Source organism: Candidatus Neomarinimicrobiota bacterium (assembly GCA_021734025.1).
GTDB lineage: Bacteria > Fidelibacterota > JAANXI01 > JAANXI01 > JAANXI01 > JAANXI01.
In genome coordinates this window covers 1-22,442 of record JAIPJS010000030.1, presented here as the reverse complement: position 1 = coordinate 22,442, position 22,442 = coordinate 1, and the positions used below count along the sequence as shown (strand labels likewise).

The following is a 22,442-nucleotide window of genomic DNA, read 5'->3' as shown; positions in this document are numbered from 1 at the left end:
TAAGGAAAATATGACCAAATACCGGCGCAAATTTCACCGCATCGCCCGCAAACTGACCAATCTTGAGTTACAGCAGGGATCCACCGATTTCAGTTTTTCCATGGAAGGGGTTCTGGATGACCTTCAGCAGTCCCGCGGGACCGATTTCTTCATGGGGTTTTATTCCGAAGAAGGCATTCTTCGGGCATTCGAAAAATTTGGAATCTGTCGGGAACTCAGGAAACGGGGTTTCGAAAATCTCCAACTCATTATCGACACGCGGGACAATTACCGCCAGTTGCTTCGTATGTACTATGATCGCAAGGACGATGCCCATCTACTGGGCGAGATTGTCGTGGAAAAGGCCCGCATGGTCCAAAAGTCCGAGCGATTGATCCCGGAGCGTTTTTATCCGCTTGGCATGCTGGTTATCGACTGGCTCGCCCTCCAGGATCCGACTGCGGAATTTTCTGATGAGCGTCCCCGGTTACCAGGACAGGATTATCCGGGGCTCGGGATTGGTGCTCAAATCCTGGAATTACTCTATCTTATGGCCAAGCATCAGCAAACACACGGGCTGCTCATCGTGCCCCATTACTACCATACCGCGCTGATTTTCTCCCGGGAATTTCGGTTTTTAAACCCAGCGTATCAGGCGCTGCTGAATCGCATGGAAGAAGACCTGGGGGAGTATCCGTTGCCGGTAAGGGCCTGGGGGGTAGAAACCGGCGCGGTCTATCGGAAATATGACAATACTGTATTCAAGTGGGAACCGGAAGAGCAAGTGCTGGCGTGCCATCACGGTTTGCGGTCGTATCTGCATTCCGAAGAATATGAGAATCGGGTAGCTGACGCTGAATCAAATTATGCCTTTTATCTTGACACAGAACGGCTCAAGTCAAAACTGCCCGGAGAGATTGAACTGCAGGGGGATATATGACGGCCACGCCGGAACAACTCCGTGAACACGCGCTCAGTATTTTTCATGCCGCCGTTGAAGCAGTACAGCCGGAAAATTGTATCCCGAGTTTCGTTCGCAGAAGGTTGAATTCGATAGAAATTCAGAGTAATTCCTATCCCCTGGACCAATATGAGGATATCTACGTTATCGCTTTTGGGAAGGCTGCCTCAGGGATGTTCCGGGCACTTTTTAACATCTTGCAGGACGATGTAAGCCGGGCAATCATCCTCGATCCCGAAGTACCCGTCGGCCATGAAACGATTCAGGACGATCGGATCCAATATTATCAGGGAACCCATCCCTTGCCGTCAGAGAAAAACCGCGAAGCGGCAGAAGCGATTCTGGATCTCTGCCAATCAGCCAGTGACCGCGATCTCATATTCTTCCTGATCTCCGGCGGCGGCTCTTCACTGCTCTTTGCGCCGAGTAAAAATGTCCCGCTGGATGGGTACAAGCATCTCACTGAGGACCTGATGAAAGCCGGTCTCACCATTCACGAACTCAACACCGTTCGGACAGCCCTTTCCCGGGTCAAGGGTGGCCAACTCTTATCCCAAACTGACGGCGCTGACGTCGTCAATCTCATAATATCCGATGTGATAGGCGATCCGGTGGAATTTATCGCCTCCGGACCGACGGTGTTCCCCGATGTCGATTCCATGGATCAGCTCCGGATGCGAGCCAAATCCATTCTTGAACAAAACGGCCTTTTTCGGAAAAACAGCGACTGGCTGGCTCCGGCTCTCGAGGAAGGATATCCTGCCACGCATGCCAAAGAGCCAGATACGCACATCGTGGGCTCAAACCGTCTCGCACTCTCTGCTGCCAAACGGAAAGCTAACGATATCGGTTACAATACCATCATACTCTCTTCAATGCTGGAGGGAGAAAGCCGGAATATTGGTCATCTTCTGGGGACGGTGCTGTTGGAAACGATTGAGAGCGGGAATCCGCTGGAACCGCCCTGCTGCATCCTGAGTGGCGGCGAGACGACAGTAACCGTCCGCGGCGAAGGTAAAGGTGGGCGCAACCAGGAACTTGCGCTTGGGGCTGCAGATATCCTGAGAGATGCCGGTGCTGGCCTGTTATTAAGCGCAGGAACTGATGGTATCGACGGCCCCACAGATGCCGCTGGCGCCATCGTGGATTCCACTACCGCATTCCGCGCCGTACGGGAGGGACTCAGCATCGCCGATACCCTGCGTGAAAATGACAGTTATTATTTTTTCAACATCCTGGATGACCTGGTCCTTACCGGTCCTACGGGTACAAACGTGATGGATATCCAGATCGGGCTGATGGAGTAATCCGTTTTTCCTCTGGTAATGAATTCACAGCATCTGCACTTGATTAAATAGTATTGCGTATTGCGAATAGTATTGCGTAAAAAAATGGAGACCGGAGACCGCAAAAAATGATTTTGGTTCTTGATTGGTCGCTTCCCTCCTGCTGTCTCCTTTTTCCAATTTTTTCTCTTTAAGATCATTCCTGCTAAAGCAGGGACTACCAACAGGTCTTCCCTGTACCGTATACCATTTTACCCATCATCAACAACACAACTCCATCCCTCTGTCTCCCTTCCTCTTCGGAAGAGGAAGGGAGAACTTGCTATTATCTGAATCAGCACAATTTTCTCCTCTCTTGGAAGAGAAGGGAACCAAAGGGGTGAGTTGTGTTATGTCTTATTTTCGTACTCATTCTCGCCGATTCTGCCCTGGCGAAGCACCAATTGTTGTTCTCTTTTTCCCATCTCCTCAATATGAGAGACCTGCTAAAGCAGGGACTACCAACAAGTCTTCCCTATACCCTATCCCTTATATCCTATACCTGTTTTACAACATACACACTACACAATACACCGCTCTTTCCCCCTCATTCTGCAATCTCCGGGATGCCTGTTGCTCTTTTGTTTGGTACCGCATGGGTAATTATGTAGATTTGAGTCCAATTGAGGCGTCTATGAGTAATCAAACTTCAGAGAAGCAGCCCTGGGTCGAGACCATCCGGCCGCGACCGCCCATTATCCGGCGATTGTCCAGATGGATAGTATACATCGTTGGGCATTCCCTTGCTAAAATGGATGTGGAGGGCCGCGATCTCATCCCGGAGAAGGGACCACTCCTCATCGTTGGCAACCATTTTAGCATCTGGGAACCTCCGCTGATGATCTATACCATTTCTTCCCCGCTGAATATCCTGGCGGCAGGAGATGTCAACTGGCCGCTGGCACAGGCATGGGCGCTTTTTTTGTACGGATATATTCCCACGAACCGGGAATCGTTCAAACCGTCGACAATCCGGGAGGCAAAGCGGGCTCTGGATCGCGAGGAGTTCGTCGGCATTTTTCCGGAGGCCGGAATGAACCCGGATTTGGAGTTGCGTCCGGCCAAACCCGGTGCGGTGTATTTATCTGACCTGGGGAACGCGCCAATTCTGCCGATCGGCTTCAGTGGTTACGCGCGGGTCTATGACCACTGGAAGAGTATGTCACGCCCGACCTTTCGCATCCGTATCGGCAAACCGTTTGGGCCATTTACGGTCTCCGGAAATGGAGAGCAGAAAAAACAGCGGATGGAGGAATACGGACACGAGGTGATGCGACGCATTGCCGCTTTGCTACCGCCGGACTGGCGGGGGTATTACCGGGGTGATCCCGTGGTCAAAGAATATGAGATGTATGAGTTTTAAACAGTGTTAAAATGTTTGGGTGTTCAGGTGTTTTAGTTGTTCCAGAGGTAAATTGCCTTGGGAGAAGATTCCATATCTAAATACGGGGGACTCTCGATTTCATTGCGAGAAAAAATTCATTCGATTCAAGGATGCCCACCACCTTGGAATGAAATTCCAAGGCACAATAGAAAAGCCTCGCAATCTTATTGCGAGGCGATGAAACCCCTCCAATATCATATCATTTTGCCACACTATACTTCAATACGGTAACGCGTTTTCCTGTGATTTCGATTTTGATTTGGGCGCCGGCGGCTTCACCAAATCTTCTTTGGTAAGGCGGTCTTCTTTTTCGTTTGTTACATAAATACCGGCTTCCCCCTTCAGAGGACACTTGTACTCACAAATCCCGCAGCCAATGCAAAGGTTTTCATCCACATAGGGGTACTTGACCATTCGACGGCTACCGTCCGGAGCGATATACTCCTTCTCATCGAATTTGATTGCCTTGTCAGGCGTAGGACAGTGCTCCTCGCAAACGATACAGTCCTCGTCCTTTGCGTACGGAATGCAGAGGTCTTTATCGAAGTATGCCAACCCCATAGCAGTTTGCTTTTTGCGCTCCAGCGGCAACGGCAATATCGCTTCGGTTGGGCAAACTTCGCCGCAGAGATTGCAGTTGAATTCGCAGTACCCGGTGCGCATTTCTCCAACTGGCGTCCAGAGATCCTCCAGGTTTTCAGTCACGCCGCTGGCCTGGAGGCACCGTCCGTTGGACTGGCAGATCCGGACGCACTCCATACACCTGATACACTGATCCAGAAATTCGTTCTCCGGTAGAGAACCCGGTGGACGAATCACGCGGGCCTGCGCCTTCTTATTGTGCAGGCCGATGCTGGCCAGACCGATAGCGCCAACGCCGCCCACGGCCGATCCAAGAAATTGTCGACGGCTGTAATCAACGGCCGAATGGTAGGGCTTCCAGCGCCAGCGATAAGTGATGGCGTCGATCTTCGGTGGACAGGTGACGCCGCAGTTAAAGCATTCGATACACTCCACCTTGTTGGTAAACGTGGCGTCATCTTCCGGGATGGCGTTCATCTTGCACTCCCGGGCACATTTCCCGCACTGAGGACACGAATCCGCCACGAGCCGCTCGTAGAACCGGAACTGGGAGAGAAATCCCAGCAACGCGCCGGCCGGGCAGAGATTCCGACACCAGAAGCGTCGGGTGACCTTTTCCAGCGCCAAAATGCCGCCGAACAGAAGCGCAATCCAGAATACCTGCTGCATCTGTGCCTGATCCTCCGGCATAATCCAGGACTTGAAAAAATCGAACATCGCAAAAACCGGTTCCTCCATAAATCGGATATGGGTCAGTGCCTGGAGCGTGGATTCACTGAACAGGGTGAACACGGGATACAACACGACCGTCAGGGCGCGATTAAAAATGGACAGCGGATCAAAGTGTCCCCAGACCGGCACGGAAAATATGGCAAGTATCACGAATCCGACCAACAGAATGAACTTTGCTGATCGCCACTTTTTTGCGTCGATGGACTTGCGGTTATCCGGTGAGTTGACCAGATGGCTGACACCGTCCAGTGTGGTGCCCAGGGGACAGATCCAACCACAGAAAAACCGACCGAGCAGCGGCGTGAGTAACAGGATAATCAACGCCGGCCAAAAGAGCAGCGAAATCCGGAAATTGGCAATAAAGTCGAATACCGGAACCAGTGGACTGAACCTGAGCATAATATCCGACGGTAGCGCATTCGAATATGGATATCGCGCTTTGATGAATAGCACGATAAAAAACAGGAAGAACAGGACCTGAATGATACGCCTTGTGCTGCGCATACTATGAAAGATTGACGGTTTTCAGGTTGACTCCGTCCAGCGCATACTTGTTCAGGCCGCGTCGATATGCTTCTTTGATATGTTCCACCTGATCCATCTGGTAATCGAACAGACGCAACGCCAGCGCGTCTGCAGTGACAGTACAATCGGACATAATCAGCGTCCGGGCAGTCTTCACATCCGCCAGATCACCACCGACCGGACCGTTGTGCATCAGTACCCGATAGGCGTCTACGATTGTCAGTGTCGGGAGAATCTCCTGATCGATATCGATGAGTTTAGTCGTGAACCTGTTGTGGATAGAACCGCGATCGCCGCCCATGACGCCCATCAGGTTTTTCAATCCCACGGTTACGGTACTCATGGAGTGTACCTTGGCAATCGGCACATTGATGACCTTATCCGCCTCCAGATAATCCCGGTAAATTGGCCACTCCGAGAGTTCCTCCCCGTTTGCCAGTGAAATATCCGTAAACAGGTAATCGCGAACCTGGTCGACATCGGCGCCGGCGGATTTGGCGACTTCCTCAATCCGGCTGCTGCGATAGCACCGGCGGGGATTGTTGCAGGTCCGGTCAAATACCTTGACCTCTTTGGCGCCGGCCTCCCGGCACACTTTTACGAGTGCTGCGACGAGTTCCGGATTGGTGGTAGAGGCAAATTCCGGTGCCCGATCCCATGCGATATTAGGTTTAATCACTACAACATCGCCGTCGGTGATAAACCGACGCATACCACCGTACGCCTCAATCGCCGCCTGCAGCAATGCCGCAGGCTCACCGTTTTCCACCCAAACGGCATCTGGAGCATTGCTCCCTGCCGCCCTGATAATGTTTCCAGCCGGTACCGCCCCAAGGCCGAGCCCCAGCAATCCAGTCCCCGTATATCGAAGAAATTTCCGTCGTCTCATATCAACACCCCTGCTTCGTTATTTCGATGTATCCAACTGGTTCGTAATCATCGTCACTAGTTTTTCCGAAACTGTCTCTTGCTGGTAATCAATTGCCCCAAAGATGTACCTTCCGTTCCGATGTGCAGAAATTTTTCCCTGATACGGCGCTTCCCCAATAAATCTATGCGGGGCTTCTCCCAGAGATTGGAGGATCGTGCCGCGGTCCCGGAGGTTTGCTTCCCAGGATTTGAGCGCTTTTTCGGCCTGCTCTTCATTGGAAAACCAGGCGACAAAGCCGAGACAGGTATCACGGGGAAAAGTATACTCCGCCTGCAGTACCTCTCCGAATGCCGCTTGTCCCATAAATCCGGCCCGCAGATATTTCATCGAGTGCGGTGTCCGGGTTTCCTCAGGAAGCAGGCTGAGTTCGGCCGGGATTTCCCCGGATGGCAAATTCCCGGAGATTTTAGCGGCAGCCTTCTTTATTATTTTCGCGACCTCCTCTTCCAGGGCACCGGCCTGGACTCGGACAAAAAATCTGTCCTGCCAAAACCGCACAGACGTCCGCGAAATGACCGCCTCTTCACCGATATCACCTAGCGTGTGATCCGGCCGGCGGTGACTGCTGTAAATGCCAAATGCATTCAGCCGTGATCCCATGTCATAGATATCGATGGTAAAGGAGAGATCCGGATTTTCCACATGGATATACGGAACGGTTACCACCCGCTGAAATCCGTAATCCCGGTACAGTTCGGCCTCGCCGTTGATGTATTGAAACAGATTATCCGACTCGTAGAATTCCGGCGCGTACTCCTGTTCCCATTCCGGCAGTGCTTCAGCTGCCGGGAGGTAGTCCGCCAATGACTTCACCTGGGAAAAGGTGGTTGCTGAAAACGCCGTGCCTAAAATTACGGCGCCAATCACCGTGAGGTAATATTTCGGATTTTTCATATGAGTCACGCGAAGATCTCGGTTGCACGTCTCATATTGGCCGCCACGTTCACACCGTTCGTGCACTGCACCACGCATTCGTCACAGTCCCTGCACCGGTCAGCATTTTCAGACGCGGAGAGTTCACGGTAGGTACTGTGGCCCAGATCCGAATCCCCGTAGCCATCTACGTACATTACGCATCGGTTCAGGTCAGCAACGTTCACGCCATGGGGACACATACCGCTGCAGTCATCGCACATCCGGCAGAGTTTGTCATCGATGGCATTCCCGTAGCGATGCAGGGTTTTCTTGTCCAGGAATCCGAAGGTCTTGCGCATGGCGCCGAAATTCTCCTCCAGTTGCTGGTAGGTAACCATGGATGGAATGGCGCTGGTAACGTTTTCATTGGAGAAAACCCATCTGAGCGCTGCCTGGTGTGGATTTAGTGCAGCTGTGGAGGCCGCGTCGTACCCGCCGGCCTGGGTCTTCATTGCAATAACGCCGATGCCCTTGTCCGCCGCATAATTTACGGCTTCGGTCATATCATCGTCGTGCTTGAAGTTGTAGGCGGCCAGGACTACGTCGTACAATCCGTCATCTGCTGCGGCGCGCAGTAGATCCGCCATATTCCGGTGCGTGGAAAATCCCACGAACCGCGCCTTACCAGACTCCTTTGCCTTGGTGAGAAACTCCCTGGTTTCTTCTTCCCCGAGGTCACTTATACTGCTCATTCCGTGTCGAAGAAGAATATCGATATGAGCCGTATCCAGCGCCCGGAGGCTCTCGTTCAAATCGGATTCCATCCGGACCTGGCTGCCGTGTTGAATTTTGGTGGTGATATGTACCTGATCCCGCACCCCGGCAATGGCTTCCCCCACGATGCGCTCGTTTTCGCCCCCCATATATCCCCGGGCGGTATCAATATTATTGATCCCCATGTCAACGCCTTGTCGAATCAGGGCAGGATCAGAGGTACGCATCGCACCAAAGCCAAGCGGCGTATACTTGAGTCCCGTTCGTCCCAGTGTCCGGTATTTGATCTCCGATGGGGCGGTATCGGCTTCAGCCATCTCCTGAAATCCGGATAAGGAAAGCGGTGCCAGACCAACCACACCAATAGTTCCGGATGTGATTTTCAGAAATCGTCTGCGGTCCATCGAATGATATTTTCCCATAGAACTGCTCCTCTCGTCTGTCCGCCCCATGCGGGAAGTGTATTAAGGTGATCTTTCCTGGAGATCCTTAAAAATTAGCATAATGCAAAAAACGCTCCGGCTGACATTTACGGTCTCAGTCCCGCAGGGATTCACGAGCTTAAATAGCTATTTTTATTATGCTTAAACCTATGAGATTTTCCTTCATCTAAGTTCAGTGCAGAATTACTTCAGAGGAGTGAAATTCTCAGTTTTACTAAACTCCCAGTTTAGCTCGTACTTTCGCGATTCGCAATCTCTGCAAGCGAGTAATCGAAATGAATCCAGCAGTGGACTTTTCCGGTTTATTTGAGGCAGAAAAATATGTATTCTTACGAGTCATGGGGAATCCGACGCAAGACAAAATTCATTCATTGGAAAAGAGCCGTGTAGCAGCTGTGATTCGGATACCATTTATTCTCCTGCTGCTTACCGGTATTCTATCCTGTCAAGGAGAAAACACCCAGATGACCACCGCTGATCTTCACAATCGCGCCGACTCGATTGCTCAAAAATCTTTACTTATAGACACCCATATCGACGCTCCGTATCATCTGTACCATTCCGGTGTGGACTGGACCGCCGAAACCGATCGCCATTTTGATTACCCCAAAGCGGTTCGCGGCGGTCTCAATAGTACTTTTATGGCCATCTACATTCCTCCGAAGTATCAGGCTGGTGGCGCCAAAGAATACGCGGATACGCTGATCACCAAAGTCAGAGAACAAGTTGAAAACCATCCGGAGAAATTTATCCTGGCCTTCTCTCCCGGTGAAGTAGAGAAACAATTTAGTCGTGAGCGAATTTCGCTGGCTCTGGGAATGGAAAACGGAGCACCTATTGAGGGGGATTTGGCGAATCTGCAGCATTTCTACGACCGGGGTATCCGATACATTACGCTGACCCATTCCGAGGATAACCATATCTGCGATTCTTCCTATGATACCACCGAAACCTGGGGCGGTCTCAGCCCGTTTGGCAAACGGCTTGTCCCGGCGATGAACCGCATCGGAATGATGATCGATGTCTCTCATGTCACAGATTCTACATTTTACCAGGCCATCGAACTCTCCAAAGCCCCGGTCGTTGCCACGCACTCGGGATGCCGGCATTTTACACCCGGATTCCATCGCAATATGAGCGACGATGCAATCAAAGTCCTGGCTGAGCATAACGGCGTCATCCAGATCAATTTCGGCTCCTATTTTGTCAGCGAAACGTTCCGCGAAGAGCGGCAGAACATTAATGACCATCTGGATGCATATTATGCGGAGCACGGTCTGGAAGAGGAGAGCGATGAGGCCAGGGATTACGCCAAAAAGTACCGTAAGGAACATCCGGTAAAGGACGCTCTACTAACTGACGTGGCTGACCATATTGATCACGTGGTTGATCTGGTCGGTATCGATTACGTCGGGCTTGGGTCAGATTTTGACGGCGTTGGCTCAGTGCCCACCAGGCTGGAAAACGTATCCAAGTATCCGAATCTCATTGCTGAATTATTGCGGCGAGGATACAGTGAGGAAGATATCAGAAAAATTGCCGGCGGTAACTTTCTACGCGTCTGGCGCGAGGTAGAATCAGTCGCGGTAGAATTACAATCCGATTAACCGCAGAGAGAAGTGCATCAGAAGGGACACAGAGAAATACAAAAGTTTAAACACTGAAAAACACCGAATACACCGAAAAAAGCGATTTTTAATTACAGACCATTAAAGCGGGCACTACCAATATGAAATGTATTACAGGCACATAACTCAGGACGCAAGACATCCGACCGGTTTTAACTATAACACACTAACACCATAACACGGTATTCAACTTGAACACCAGCCCCAGAGGTATTCTTTGGGAAACACTTGACACTGCCAAACTTCTACCGTATTTCCACCTTGTGACTCCTTCTAAATTTAGTTTAACTTTCTACACATATTCTCCCAGCGAATCAAACCTCACAGGAGTCTGCCTATGTCACTTACAAAATTGAACCAGGCGCTGGAATCAGAAATCGCACAATTGGAGGAAGAAGGGCGAGCCAAGGCGCCAGAGCGTGTCATTGTCGACTACATTCCTCCCAAAGATCAGTGGGGCCCGCGATACAAGTTGCAGGATTCCAACCAGGAATTTATTCGACTGAATTCCAACAGTTATTTATCCCTCTCCAACCATCCGGATCTTATCGAGGCAGCCGACGAAGCCACGGAACAGTTCGGTGTTGGACCGGGAGCCGTACGGTTTATTGACGGCACCTTTAAATACCACACCGAACTTGAACGTTCGCTAGCGCAGTTTGTCCAGAAGCCGGCCGCCAAAATTTTTAACTCCGCATACACCGCGAACCTTGGTCTGGCGCTGACGATTAATCGCGATCGCACCTATTGGATAGGCGATGAACTGAACCACAACAGCATCATCCGGGCGATGCGGATTGGCAAGGTTCCATCAGAGAATAAGGGCATCTATTCCCATAACGATATGGACGGATACCGGGAATGTCTAAGTAGCGTACCGTCGGAGATGGAACGCGTCATTGTGATTTTCGACGGCATTTTCAGTATGCGCGGCGATTACGCCCCCATCGATGAAATAGTCGCTATCGCGTCAGAATATGATGAGAAATTCAAAGATGGCGTCATCACTGTGGTTGATGATTCTCACGGTATTGGTGCATATGGTCCGAACGGGCGCGGTACTGCGGACTTCACAGATACTCAGCCGGACATCATTGTTGGAACCATGGGGAAAGCCTTCGGCGTGAACGGTGGGTTTATTGCCGGGAGCGAATCGCTCATCGAAGCCGCCCGTCAAAAAGCGGATACCTATATTTATACCAATCCACTCAGCCAGGCGGATTGCGCGGCAGCGATTCAGGCGGTGGAAATCGCTTCCGGCAAAGAAGGCCGACAACGACTACAATCCCTGAAGGATCGCACACAACAATTCCGCGACGGACTTGAATCGCTGGGATTCGAAACTATTAACGGGCCGCATCCAATAGTACCGCTGGTGGTCAGAGATACCGAGCGAACGCATTCTATGGTCAGCCGGCTATTTGAGAAAGGTGTATTGGTGGTCGGACTCACGTTTCCGGTGGTCCCGCGGGGTGACGAAACTATCCGTTTCCAGATTAGTGCCGCCCATACTGAGGCGGATATCGACTACGTTTTGGGCGTACTGGGGGAGTTTGCGTAGCAATTCCCAATATAACTATTGTGCAATAATAGCTTGGTTATTCCTGCACTGATAACAATTTTAGGTTGGTTAAAATATATTAAGCACAATAATTAGAATGTTACAGAGGCCATATTTCCGTGATAAATACGCTCTACGGCTCCAGTATCACCTTGATGGCATCCCCCTGATCATGGACCTCGAAAGCTTTTATATAGTCTTCCAGGGGAAAGGTGTGGCTGACGAAACCGTTCTCCAGCATCAAATCCGCCATCCCGGTTTTGAGCAGCCTGTACATGATTTCCCAGGTGTCGAACATGCCCCTCCCGATAATGCCCTTGATTGTGATTCCCGGGAAAATCACCTGATCGCTGAAGTCGAGCGAAACCGGATCGTCCGGGAGCCCGAGGAGAGATAACGTTCCCCCGTTCCGGAGAATATTGAACGCATCACGGTAGGCTGCGGCGCTTCCGGACATTTCGAACGCGACATCCACCCCCATATTATTCGTGTGATGCATCACGGTATCAACCAGCCGTTCCTTCGCGTCGGGCAACGCCATATCAACACATTCATTCACACCGATATTTTTTGCCACTTTAAAACGCTTTTCCTGGAGCTTTTCGTGAGTATAGCCATGATCCGGATTGGCGAAATCTGTAGCAATAATATACGAGGCCCCGCTCCATCGGGCGATCGCCGCCGCCATCAATCCCTGCACCCCGATGCCTAAAACCGCAACGGACGTTCCCATTAAATCGACGGACTGAGCGGTATGGACTGCGTTTCCGAAGGCATCCATATACGCAATAACTTCCGGCGGAATTTCTCCTTTCCTGATGATGAAGGTGTTTTCCATGGGGATAACGGCGTATTCGGTGAAAATACCGTCCTCATGCACGCCTTTGATTACGGTGTTTGGACATGCATGGCTATTACCGGTCCTGCACGCATGGCACACGCCACAAACCAAGTGCATTTCTGCCGTGATATAAAAGTGTTCCTGCAGGAAGTCAATAAAGTCGGGATCGGCGGCAATCTCAGGATAATCACGCCCGTTGATGAATTCCTGTACTACGGCGTCACTGTGATGGTAGACGTATCGCTCGTGAAAGGATCGCGCCAGGAATTCTCTGGCCAATGATCCGGCATCGGCAACCACACCGCAAAACTCATGTCCTGTGATGACTTCAGGTTTCCGGTTGCTTTCCATCTCATGGCGGACCGATTCCCGGCTGTGATAAATCCCAACATCGGTCCCGCACATTGCCGCCTTTTGCACCCGGATTTTTACCTGGTTTGGCCGGGTAATTTCGGGCACCGGCTTTTCAACCAGCCGTAATCCCTTGCCCCACGACTTGCCGTTTTCGGGTCTGGGTTTGATCAGAGCAGGCATCTGTGACATACGCTCTCTCCCCTCGTTTCAAATACTGTTGCGGAATAATGTAATCTACGATGCACATTGGTGAATATAATCTTTCAGGCAGGGTATATCTATTGAAATTCACGGGGTTTTTCCCGGTGCCTTATGCGGAAATGAATCTACCGGCGTTTAGTCCCAGGGTATCACCAAGAAATGGTGGGCTATTCATTTTTGCCGACTTCAATACCGCTAAATACAATTCTGTTCGTAGCGGTACGCTGCTGCAAAGAAATGTCATTCTGACATCAAACCATCCCATTGATCGCCTAGTTCCCTGGGACAATCTCCAGGAGTTTTATAAATTAACTTGCCAGATACCGTATATCATTTCCATATAGAATTATATCACATTGATATAAGATACGGGATCTACCCGGCCATGAGTCAATTGAAATATCATCGAGAACCTTTGTATTGTTGCGATTGCTGGCGCAGATGGACGGTTGCTCCCCGGGATGGCATGTTAATTGAAATAGAAAAAGGCAGATAATTATTCGTGCAAAAGGTTGAAGATGATACACGGAAATCAAATGAACAAATTAATTGTATCACTTATAATGATTTTTGGGTTTTCTATTTTTCCAGTAACCGGATACAGTGCGGACCAATCCTCCGAAAAGACTGCTGTCGCCTTCCGTCTGAATTCCCAGGATATCGAGATAGATGGCAAATTAAACGACCCGGGTTGGCAGTCGGCTCAAGCCTATGATGGATTTACTCAACGTGATCCCAGCGATGGCAAACCCGCATCATTTCCCACCTCTTTCCGGATTGTATACGATGACGAATATCTCTACGTCGGCATCAACGCTATTGACCCTCAGATTGATCAGATTGAGGCTATCCTGACGCGGCGGGACGAATATACGGAATCCGACTGGGTATACATTTCTCTGGATAGTTATAACGATAACCGCACTGCGTTTGAGTTTGGCCTGAACGCTGCCGGTGTCCAGCATGACTTGCGCCGATACGATGACAATAACGCGGACGACGACTGGAACGCTGTCTGGGATGGCGCGGTGGAGATTCATAATGCCGGCTGGTCCGCAGAATTCAGGATTCCGTTCCGGGAACTCCGATTTACTTCTAGTGCACAAATGCGGTGGGGACTCCAGATATACCGGGAATTACCCAGGAATAATGAGCTGGCGGTTTGGAATTACTGGTCCAAGGACGAAACAGGATTCGTCTCCCAGTATGGTACGCTGGAAGGGTTATCCAACGTTGAATCCACGCGCCCGCTCTACATCTCACCGTATATACTTGGACAATCAAACCATTCCGATCAGATCCAATCAATGTCTCAGTCCAATCCCTGGAGTCATACCTCGAATATCGGCGGGGATATCCGATACACATTTTCGAACGGTCTCACCATGAATGCTACGGTGAATCCGGACTTTGGACAGGTGGAGGCCGATCCAGCTGATTTTAATCTGACAGAGTTCGAATCATATTTCGCTGAGAAACGCCCCTTTTTCAAAGAAGGCAGTGACATCCTGAATTTTAACGACGCCCTCTATTATTCAAGACGCATTGGCGCCCGTCCTGCTAAAATCCTGGCAGCCGGCAAACTCACTGGAAAGACAACCAACGGGACTTCAATAGGAGTTATGAACGCGACAACAGGTGAGGGGTTCTCGACGTTAACGGACTTGCCCTCCACTTCGTCCTCTGAGCCCCTCACCAATTATTTCCTTGCCCGGTTACAACGCGATTATCACGAAGGGCAGACTACCTTTGGCGGACTCATGACTTCTGTAAATCGCCGCCTGAACGATGCCACCCGACAGCACTTACATTCTGACGCCTACACCGGCGGCATAGATTTTTCTCATGAATTCCTCAATCGGGAATATGAAATTGAAGGCGTGTTTGCCGGAAGCCATGTGCTAGGTGCTCCTATGGCGATCACGCAGACACAGCGGAGTTCGGCCCGGTATTTCCAGCGACCGGATGCCGATTATCTCTCCGTGGACACAACGGCGACTTCTCTCTCCGGCATAGGGCACGAATTATCCATTTCGAAAATCTCCGGTCACTGGCGCGGTTCATTCGTGACCTCTAGCTCCAGCCCCGGATTAGAGGTGAACGATTTAGGATTTCTCCAGCGCGTAGATGAAATTTCTCAGAACCTCTGGATCCAATACCGTGAGTGGGAAGAGACCAAGTATTATCAGGAACTATATCTGAACGTCAACCAATGGACCGGCTTCAATTATGGCGGGCGCCTCCTGAATAAAGGCGGAAACGTGAATGCGCATGCCACGCTGTTAAACAATTGGGATATCGGTGGCGGATTTAACTTCAACTTTCCCGGGATCAATCTGACGGAACTCCGGGGTGGTCCGGCTATTTATGCTCCGGCAAACCGGAACGTTTGGGGCTATATTGAGACGGACAGCCGTAAGGATTTTAGTTATGAGTTGTTCAGCCATTACTTTATAAATACGGATAACGTTACCCGATACGAAATTTCCCAGGCGTTCAATATTCGTCCCAGACAGAATATCCAGTTATTGTTTAATCCGAGTTTCGTAGAATTCAGCGATACCTGGGCGTGGGTTGGCAAAGCCTATGACACAAATAATGAACCTCACTACTTGTTTTCCGGACTGCTCCAAAAAGAATTGTATCTGACCGTGCGGATTGATTATACCATCAGGCCGAACTTGTCCATCCAGTATTACGCTCAACCGTACTTTACTGCCGGCAGCCGTAATAAATACGTGGAAACTGCGGATTTGATGGCGTCCGACTTTGATGAGCGATTCTCTTCATTGGACAATTACGATGTAAATTACAATGAACACACAGACCAATACGAATACGATATCACTGGGGACGGCACAGTGGATTATTTCAGCGGTGGCTCACCCAGAGGTGACTTCAATTATAAACAGTTCCGGTCGAACCTCGTCATTCGCTGGGAATATGTATCCGGGTCCACGATGTATCTGGTATGGTCCCAGGGATTCACTGAAGCCACCGGCATGGGAGAGCTCCAACTTAACCGGGACTTCAAATCACTGTTCCATGCTCCCGGTGAAAACGTCCTGCTCCTGAAGATCAGCTATCTTATGAATGTCTGACGGATGTTCCTTGCTCGTTCATCCAGACACGAAAAAGCCACCTCTTCGGAGGTGGCTTTTTTGGTTTAGTAACGTTTGACGGGTACTATATCGTACCGTATACTTTCTATCAGATAAAAATAAAAGGGTTGCTATATGCTTTCAAAAAAGATTGGGAGGAGACATGTTTAAACATGTAGTCATGTGGAAACTAATGAAGGAAGCGTTTGGTAAGTCAAAAGAGGCCAATGCCGAAGAGATGAAGCGAATCCTGGAAACGCTCCCGGAGAAAATCGACGAGATCCAGGAATACGAGGTGGGTATCAACATTGGTAATTCGGCGGCAGCCTTCGACGTGGTGTTGATCTCTGCCTTCACCAACGTGGACGACTTTAATACCTACCAGCAACACCCGGAGCACCAAAAAGTTGTCGACTTTATTCGTCAGATCCAGTCCGAAGCCAAAGTCGTGGACTTTGAGACGGAAAATTAGGTCAATACGCCTTGGAATGAGATTCCAAGGCTACCATTGATCGATTGAGCTACCGCTTAAAGCCCCTGCGCGGGATTTTAAGCGGAAAATTTTGTACTGCCAAATATTCTTTCACCACACCTGCATAGACACACCAATCCGGTATTCTCGTCCTGGCATGGGGACGCCAGGAATTTCCTCATACCTCACATCCAACAGATTATTAATCTCGAATGACAAGTGATACTTACCAATTCGGTAGAGTGTATTGATGTCAACAAGCGTGTACGGCTCAACCTGTCTACGGTCGATATACCGTACAACCCAGAGCTGGCGTATGCCGGCAGGTAATGTAGCCATGAGCCCGGCCTGGATGTTGTGCTGAATATAATTCAAAACATATTTGCTTATATCCGGTGGGTTTCCGGTATCCAGCCGTAAATAAGCATACTTGGCCGATATTCGCTCCACCGGAAGCGACCCCAGCTGTCCTTCTCCGAGAAAATATTTCATCTCGATTTCCCCGCCGTACGTATCCACATCACCTATATTCTGGGCTTGCCACGGCTCGGCGGGACTGGAGCGTGCCCAATCGATTAGATTGTAGCCATCCCGGTAAAATACCCCTGCGCTCCCGAACAACTTCGCATTCAACCACTTGTAGCCGGCCTCATATGAACGCGATTTCTCCGGCTCCAGCTCCGGATTACCGATGTTGCCACCGCCGACATAGTATAAGTCGGTATACGTTGGAATACGGTAAGCTTCCCCGTAATTCAGAAAAACGGAAGATCGTGCCCCAGTTCGTAAGTTCACACCGGCGCTTGGCCAGGCTTCCCATCCATATTCTTCATGATAATAGGTATAGTTACCTAATTGGAGATTCAACCAATTGGTGACAGGCATCCGGTGCTCCAGCGTTATGCCTCCCCTGGCTCTGTCGTGATCTCCAAGGTTACTGCTCCGTATCCGCTCCTCTGCAACCTCTCCCCCAATCACCGTCTCGCCGAAACGGTGTGTCGTTTTCGCCATAACCTCGCCACCGAGTACATTGGTGCGGTGCTTATTCCGATAGAGACTGGGGTCGGTATAATCCAGGATAAAATCGTCGTAATTATTCCGGAAATGCACGGACGGTTTTACCTCAAATTGTCCAACCCGCATTCGGAAGGAGAGATTAAATAACGTGGTTTCCACTTGTTCGCGCTGATTCGGAAAATCGGCGTAAAAATCGTTGGCCCCGAAGTCCCGGTTGGTGTATCCGGCCATGATATTTATTGGCGTTTTCGCCGCCTGAAATTTTCCCCGATACATGGCTTTGTTTATATAATATGCGGTATTGTGTCGGTACCCATCTGAGCCGCGCCGGGAAACGCTCAGCCTATGGTGAGAATTTTCAGTTGGGATGCCTGCCGATACGCTGCCATTATAAAACTTGTGGCTGCCTCCGGCCAGTGAGACGCTCGCTTCGGGCACACTGGAGTGTTCTTTGGTTATAATGTTTATCACGCCGCCGAAGGCATTGGGCCCATAGAGACTTGTTCCGTGGCCGTGCATAATTTCAATCCGATCGATGGCCTCACGTGGCACTGGCAAGGACAGTAAATGATGTCCTGTCTGCGGAGCGGAGAGTTTGGTGCCGTCGACCATCACGACTGTCTGCTCAAACGTGGAGCCGCGTATCCCAAGATCTGCCTGTACGCCGGACGGCCCGCGCTGACGGAGATCAGTCCCGGCGGCGTATTGCAGGAGACTCACAATTCCCTCACCCGGAAGCGTTGCCAAGTCAGAGCTGTCAAAGACAGTAACATATCTGGCAGTCTCCAGATAGTCTTGCGTTAACCGGCTTCCCGTGACCACCACTGGTTCCGACTCATACCGGAGCGTATCATCCGTCAATTGCAGGATTTGTGTTGTCCCGCTGGTCGGAATACTGAGACATATTCCGAGGTTAACTGCAACAAGTGCGTATCTATAACTCATTATATTTTCTTCGGTTATGGTTTGCGGTTGGCTCTAAATGAAAGCCAAATTACATGAAGGAGAGGAGAGATTCCAGCGGAATACTGAACGACAGTGTTAGAGTGTTATTGTGTTAACGAGTTTTAGTATGCGTCTCATTTTAATCCCAATCTCACCCTTTATCAACTTTTGTTGGTTGTTCGTTGTGAGTAGTTAGTTGTAAGAAGGGACAGACAGGGATTTAATGAATTTCGACTTGTCCCATTAGTATGACGGTTTTTTTCCAACAAACAACAAACGACCAACAGTTGTTTTCCATTCTCCCTTCTGCTTTCTCCTTTTTCCGAGGGATTAACAGCGATCAAGATTAGGAGTAATAGTAAGATTAAGAAACAGCAGAACCTTATACCTTTATACCTTTACACCTTTTTCATCACATCATCCGCACCGTCTGTTTGATCCGGTATTTTCCGTCTTCACGGCGGACGGTGATAGCTACCGTATTGGGATCATGCTCAAGCAAGAGCGTCCAGTTTTCTTCGACTGCCCGCGCAAGATATTCCTTTTTCTCTTCAATGGTGGTCAACGGGAAATTATCGTATCCCATTACCCAGGGAATAGAGAGATGCGCTGTCGTCGGAACCAGGTCACCGCAATAGAAAAGTGACTGGTTCTCGTCTGCGATTAACGGAAGTTGCCGCCCTTTTGTGTGACCGTCACAAACGACTAGGTTGATTCCAGGGAATATCTCAACCTCATCCCGAACCAGTTCCAGTACACCGTGTTCCCGAAGCGGGATAAAATTCTCTTTCCTATAGCTTCCCGTATCCTTCTCGGTGGGATCGTTGGCCCATTTCCAGTTTGATTCCTGCACATAATAGGTCGCGTTCGGGAAGGTCGGTACCGGTTCCCCGTTGTCCAGAGTTGTTGCGCCGCCGGCATGGTCGAAATGGAGGTGTGTTAGAATAACGTCGGTGATATCATCAGGCCTGATATCTCTGGATGCCAGAGATTCCCCGAGCGTTCGCTCACCGGGATCAATTTTATATATTTCCCGGTACTTGTCGTCCCATTTGTTCCCGTTACCGGTGTCGATAAGAATTTTGCGGTTTTTCCCCTCGATTAGCAGGACGCGGGTTGCCAGATTGACTCGGTTTCTATCATCCGCCGAACACTGTTTTTCCCAGAGCGGCTTCGGAATGATCCCGAACATGGCGCCGCCGTCCAGTCCGAACGTATCCGCAACAATTGGTGTGATGGTATAACTGCCGATTTCCATCAGGCCACCTGCTTCTGGCGGTATTTAGCACCCTGACGCGTGCCACGATCCTTTAGTTCTTGAATGACGGATTGCACCACATGTGTGTGCCGCTTCCCGTCCCAATCCGGAGCGACCAGCAGGCTTGGCGGAGCCCCGCCGGACATCCGGCCGACGATAATTTCAGGTGAGAGTCGTTCGATAAAATCTGCCACCATCTGCACCCATTCGTCGAAGGGGAACGTCCAGAACGGCTTTTCTTGATACTGTTCCGCCATTTTCGTCCCCTTCACCACGTGGAGGTGGTGAATCTTGGTATACTCCACGCCCAGCGATGAGACCACGTCCGCGGTGTGCAGCCAGTGCTCCCGGTCTTCCCAGGGGAAGCCTAGAATCAGGTGACTTCCGATGTGGATTCCGCGTCCTTTGGTGCGCTCGACAGCATCCACCAGCGTCGCGAAATCGTGCCCGCGGTTGATGCGCTCCAGCGTTTCATCCGAGACGGATTCGATTCCGTATTCCACCGAGACGTAATAATCTTTGGCAATATCTTCCAACAATTGGAGCGTTGGCTCAGGGACGCAATCCGCGCGGGTTCCGACAACTAATCCGTGAATTTTATCATGTGCAAGTGCTTCGGAGTAGAGTGCCTCCAGTCGCTCGACTTCGTCGTAGGTGTTGGAATAGGACTGAAAATACGCCAGAAATTTATCAGCGCCATAGCGGTCGGAGAGAAAACTCACGCCCCTGTCGATCTGCTCCTTTACCGACATAACGCGTTTGATGTAACTCGGGACGAAGCTGGCGTTATTGCAGTAGGTGCACCCGCTCTTGGCTACCGTCCCGTCAATATTGGGGCAGGTGAATCCCCCGCGAATCGAGACTTTATACGTCTTCTCGCCGAAGATATCCTGCAAATAACTGTTGTAGTCGTTGTACGGTCTGTCCATAGATTCAAAATATATAAAAGTTTAGGACAGTGTTAAAGTGTTCGGATAACGACAGCGTATTAGTGTGTTAACGTGTTACAGTGTTATAGTTAGAAACGGTTATTAACCTCGATTTGCACAATTAGTCTCCAGGATGAGTTTCGAGTTCCTATCTTTTCCTGTCTCCCGTCTCCAACCTCCGAGTTTTCCCCTATAACCTTATACCCTATACCTCATACCTTCTTCCTTCTTCAACCGGGAGGGGACGGGACATTTGGAAATTGGACATTCGATTTTCATCGGGTGGATATTCAATCTGTTTTCTCCCGCCTCCGGTCTCCGAGTTTTCCCCTATACCCCTATACCCCTATACCCTTATACCTTATTCCCTATTCCCCATATCCATCAACATCTCCACCGCCCGTACAAACGCCTGATATTGCTGCGGCGGACTGGTATAGGCAATGGCCGTCCGCAGGGCATTCCAATGAATGAGATCGTCTGGATCCTCCGGTATCGCTCGTTCCAGGAAGATATCCGTGAGTCCACGGAAAAGAATTCCGAGTCCGCCGGCATTCTGAAGATAACCGAGGACAAACGCCAGCGCCTTCTCCCGCTCTTCATTCCGGATTGCAGATACGATATCGGACAGTTCTGCGGATTTCGGCTCATATTCGACGGAACCGGCTTCCCGGAATTCGCCGAATCGCTCATCGAACCAATATGCGAGGCGGGCCCGGATCTCTCCTTGTTTCATCCGGACGCCCTCCCATACCTGTTGCGTATGGGTGAGGAGCAGTAGTTCTCTCCTATTCTCATCGCCAGAGGTGAGTGCCAAATCGTAATACCTGTCAAATGTCATTGGGCTCGTGGGGTCACTTTTAAATTCACCTGTCCCCCAACCAATATTCAGGCGACTCAAATAATCCGTCAGCTGATATACGATAGGCTTGAACTGAGAGGATTCTACAAAGTCTACCGACTTGAGTGCTGCGTCAGCGAGGATAACCGGCCAACCGTCACCCGCATTCGTCGAAGCTGCGATTTCCGTAAGGATTTCCACAAGATAGAACTGGTTATCCATCATCCGGAGCAATTTGGATGATTCCTCAATCGCTTTCTCCCGTTCACCGTCTCTCACGTACTCGCTTAGATCCCCGACAAACACCGACTCGCCGAAGTGCTCCGGCTTCACGCCCACTAAGTCTTTATCCCATTCCTGCAACTCAAGCGTGCAGAAAAACCGGAGGGCATGCTCCATCAACGGGATAGCATCCTGAATATCTTGTTCGTACAACGTGCTTAAATCCCGGACGGCGTCCAGGTAAACCAATCCTGTAGGGTGTCCGTCACCGTACTGCTCATTCGCGGTCAAATACATCATCTGCTGGAGCGCCTGAGTGAATCCGTCGGACTCGTCCCGAATGAAATCCGGGACAACAGTCGTCAGCACTTCAATATCTTGTGTACGTAAAGCTTGTTTTATGTCCGGGAATTTTGGCATAAATCAGTGTTCAGATAAAATTGTGTTATAGTGTTAGTGTGTTATGGTGTTATAATTAAAACCGATCGGGCGGTTTGCGTCCTGAGTCCTGTGTCTGTGATACATTTCGTGTTGGTAGTGACCGCTTTAGCGGTTTGTAATTAAAAATTATTGGTGTATTC

Annotated in this window: 16 protein-coding genes; 7 read left to right on the top strand and 9 right to left on the bottom strand. The window is 50.2% G+C overall.

Going from position 1 to position 22,442, the window contains the following annotated elements:
* Positions 1-10: 10 nt before the first annotated feature.
* From K9N57_17400 to K9N57_17390, 3 genes are all read left to right on the top strand, one after another.
* On the top strand, positions 11-919 hold the full coding sequence (locus tag K9N57_17400; protein MCF7805957.1) for a hypothetical protein: 909 nt from the start codon (positions 11-13) through the stop codon (positions 917-919).
* Positions 916-2,247 carry a DUF4147 domain-containing protein gene (locus tag K9N57_17395; GenBank protein ID MCF7805956.1) on the top strand — a complete coding sequence of 444 codons (1,332 nt, stop codon included), beginning with the start codon at positions 916-918 and terminating at the stop codon, positions 2,245-2,247. The genes K9N57_17400 and K9N57_17395 overlap by 4 nt, the downstream gene beginning before the upstream one ends.
* Before the next feature lie 652 nt (positions 2,248-2,899).
* Entirely contained in the window at positions 2,900-3,628 is a 729-nt protein-coding gene (locus K9N57_17390; GenBank protein ID MCF7805955.1) for a 1-acyl-sn-glycerol-3-phosphate acyltransferase, read from the top strand.
* Positions 3,629-3,868: 240 nt separating this feature from the next.
* Here K9N57_17390 and K9N57_17385 read toward each other — a convergent pair whose 3' ends face one another.
* The 4 genes from K9N57_17385 to K9N57_17370 are packed head-to-tail and all read right to left on the bottom strand — an operon-like array spanning position 3,869 to position 8,470.
* A complete protein-coding gene (locus K9N57_17385; protein ID MCF7805954.1) occupies positions 3,869-5,467 on the bottom strand; it encodes a 4Fe-4S binding protein in 1,599 nt (532 codons plus the stop codon).
* Position 5,468: 1 nt separating this feature from the next.
* Positions 5,469-6,377: a DUF362 domain-containing protein gene (locus K9N57_17380; GenBank protein ID MCF7805953.1), complete on the bottom strand. Its 909-nt coding sequence runs from the start codon at positions 6,375-6,377 to the stop codon at positions 5,469-5,471.
* Positions 6,378-6,395: 18 nt separating this feature from the next.
* Positions 6,396-7,313 (bottom strand): hypothetical protein, encoded by a 918-nt coding sequence (locus K9N57_17375; GenBank protein ID MCF7805952.1) that lies wholly within the window; start codon positions 7,311-7,313, stop codon positions 6,396-6,398.
* A 5-nt stretch (positions 7,314-7,318) separates the two neighbouring features.
* Complete coding sequence (locus tag K9N57_17370) at positions 7,319-8,470, bottom strand: aldo/keto reductase (GenBank protein ID MCF7805951.1); 1,152 nt, start codon at positions 8,468-8,470, stop codon at positions 7,319-7,321.
* A gap of 359 nt (positions 8,471-8,829) precedes the next feature.
* Here K9N57_17370 and K9N57_17365 point away from each other — a divergent pair, with 359 nt between their 5' ends.
* Both K9N57_17365 and K9N57_17360 read left to right on the top strand, forming a co-directional pair.
* Entirely contained in the window at positions 8,830-10,098 is a 1,269-nt protein-coding gene (locus K9N57_17365) for a dipeptidase (GenBank protein MCF7805950.1), read from the top strand.
* A gap of 358 nt (positions 10,099-10,456) precedes the next feature.
* Complete coding sequence (locus K9N57_17360; protein MCF7805949.1) at positions 10,457-11,680, top strand: aminotransferase class I/II-fold pyridoxal phosphate-dependent enzyme; 1,224 nt, start codon at positions 10,457-10,459, stop codon at positions 11,678-11,680.
* A gap of 133 nt (positions 11,681-11,813) precedes the next feature.
* Here the strand turns inward: K9N57_17360 and K9N57_17355 are convergent, their stop codons facing one another.
* Positions 11,814-13,064: a zinc-binding dehydrogenase gene (locus tag K9N57_17355; protein ID MCF7805948.1), complete on the bottom strand. Its 1,251-nt coding sequence runs from the start codon at positions 13,062-13,064 to the stop codon at positions 11,814-11,816.
* Between the two features lie 548 nt (positions 13,065-13,612).
* Between K9N57_17355 and K9N57_17350 the strand changes: the two genes are divergently transcribed.
* A complete protein-coding gene (locus K9N57_17350) occupies positions 13,613-16,177 on the top strand; it encodes a carbohydrate binding family 9 domain-containing protein (GenBank protein ID MCF7805947.1) in 2,565 nt (854 codons plus the stop codon).
* 163 nt (positions 16,178-16,340) lie between these two features.
* Positions 16,341-16,649, top strand: coding sequence for a Dabb family protein (locus K9N57_17345; protein ID MCF7805946.1), 309 nt, complete (start codon positions 16,341-16,343; stop codon positions 16,647-16,649).
* A gap of 111 nt (positions 16,650-16,760) precedes the next feature.
* Here the strand turns inward: K9N57_17345 and K9N57_17340 are convergent, their stop codons facing one another.
* The 4 genes from K9N57_17340 to K9N57_17325 all read right to left on the bottom strand — a co-directional run bounded on the left by K9N57_17340 (position 16,761) and on the right by K9N57_17325 (position 22,281).
* Positions 16,761-18,611 (bottom strand): TonB-dependent receptor, encoded by a 1,851-nt coding sequence (locus tag K9N57_17340; GenBank protein MCF7805945.1) that lies wholly within the window; start codon positions 18,609-18,611, stop codon positions 16,761-16,763.
* Between the two features lie 412 nt (positions 18,612-19,023).
* Positions 19,024-19,869, bottom strand: a complete 846-nt coding sequence (locus K9N57_17335; protein ID MCF7805944.1) for an MBL fold metallo-hydrolase — start codon at positions 19,867-19,869, stop codon at positions 19,024-19,026.
* Positions 19,869-20,798: a TIGR01212 family radical SAM protein gene (locus K9N57_17330; protein MCF7805943.1), complete on the bottom strand. Its 930-nt coding sequence runs from the start codon at positions 20,796-20,798 to the stop codon at positions 19,869-19,871. Before K9N57_17330 ends, K9N57_17335 begins: the two co-directional genes overlap by 1 nt.
* Positions 20,799-21,159: 361 nt before the next feature.
* Entirely contained in the window at positions 21,160-22,281 is a 1,122-nt protein-coding gene (locus K9N57_17325) for a hypothetical protein (GenBank protein MCF7805942.1), read from the bottom strand.
* Positions 22,282-22,442: the final 161 nt, after the last annotated feature.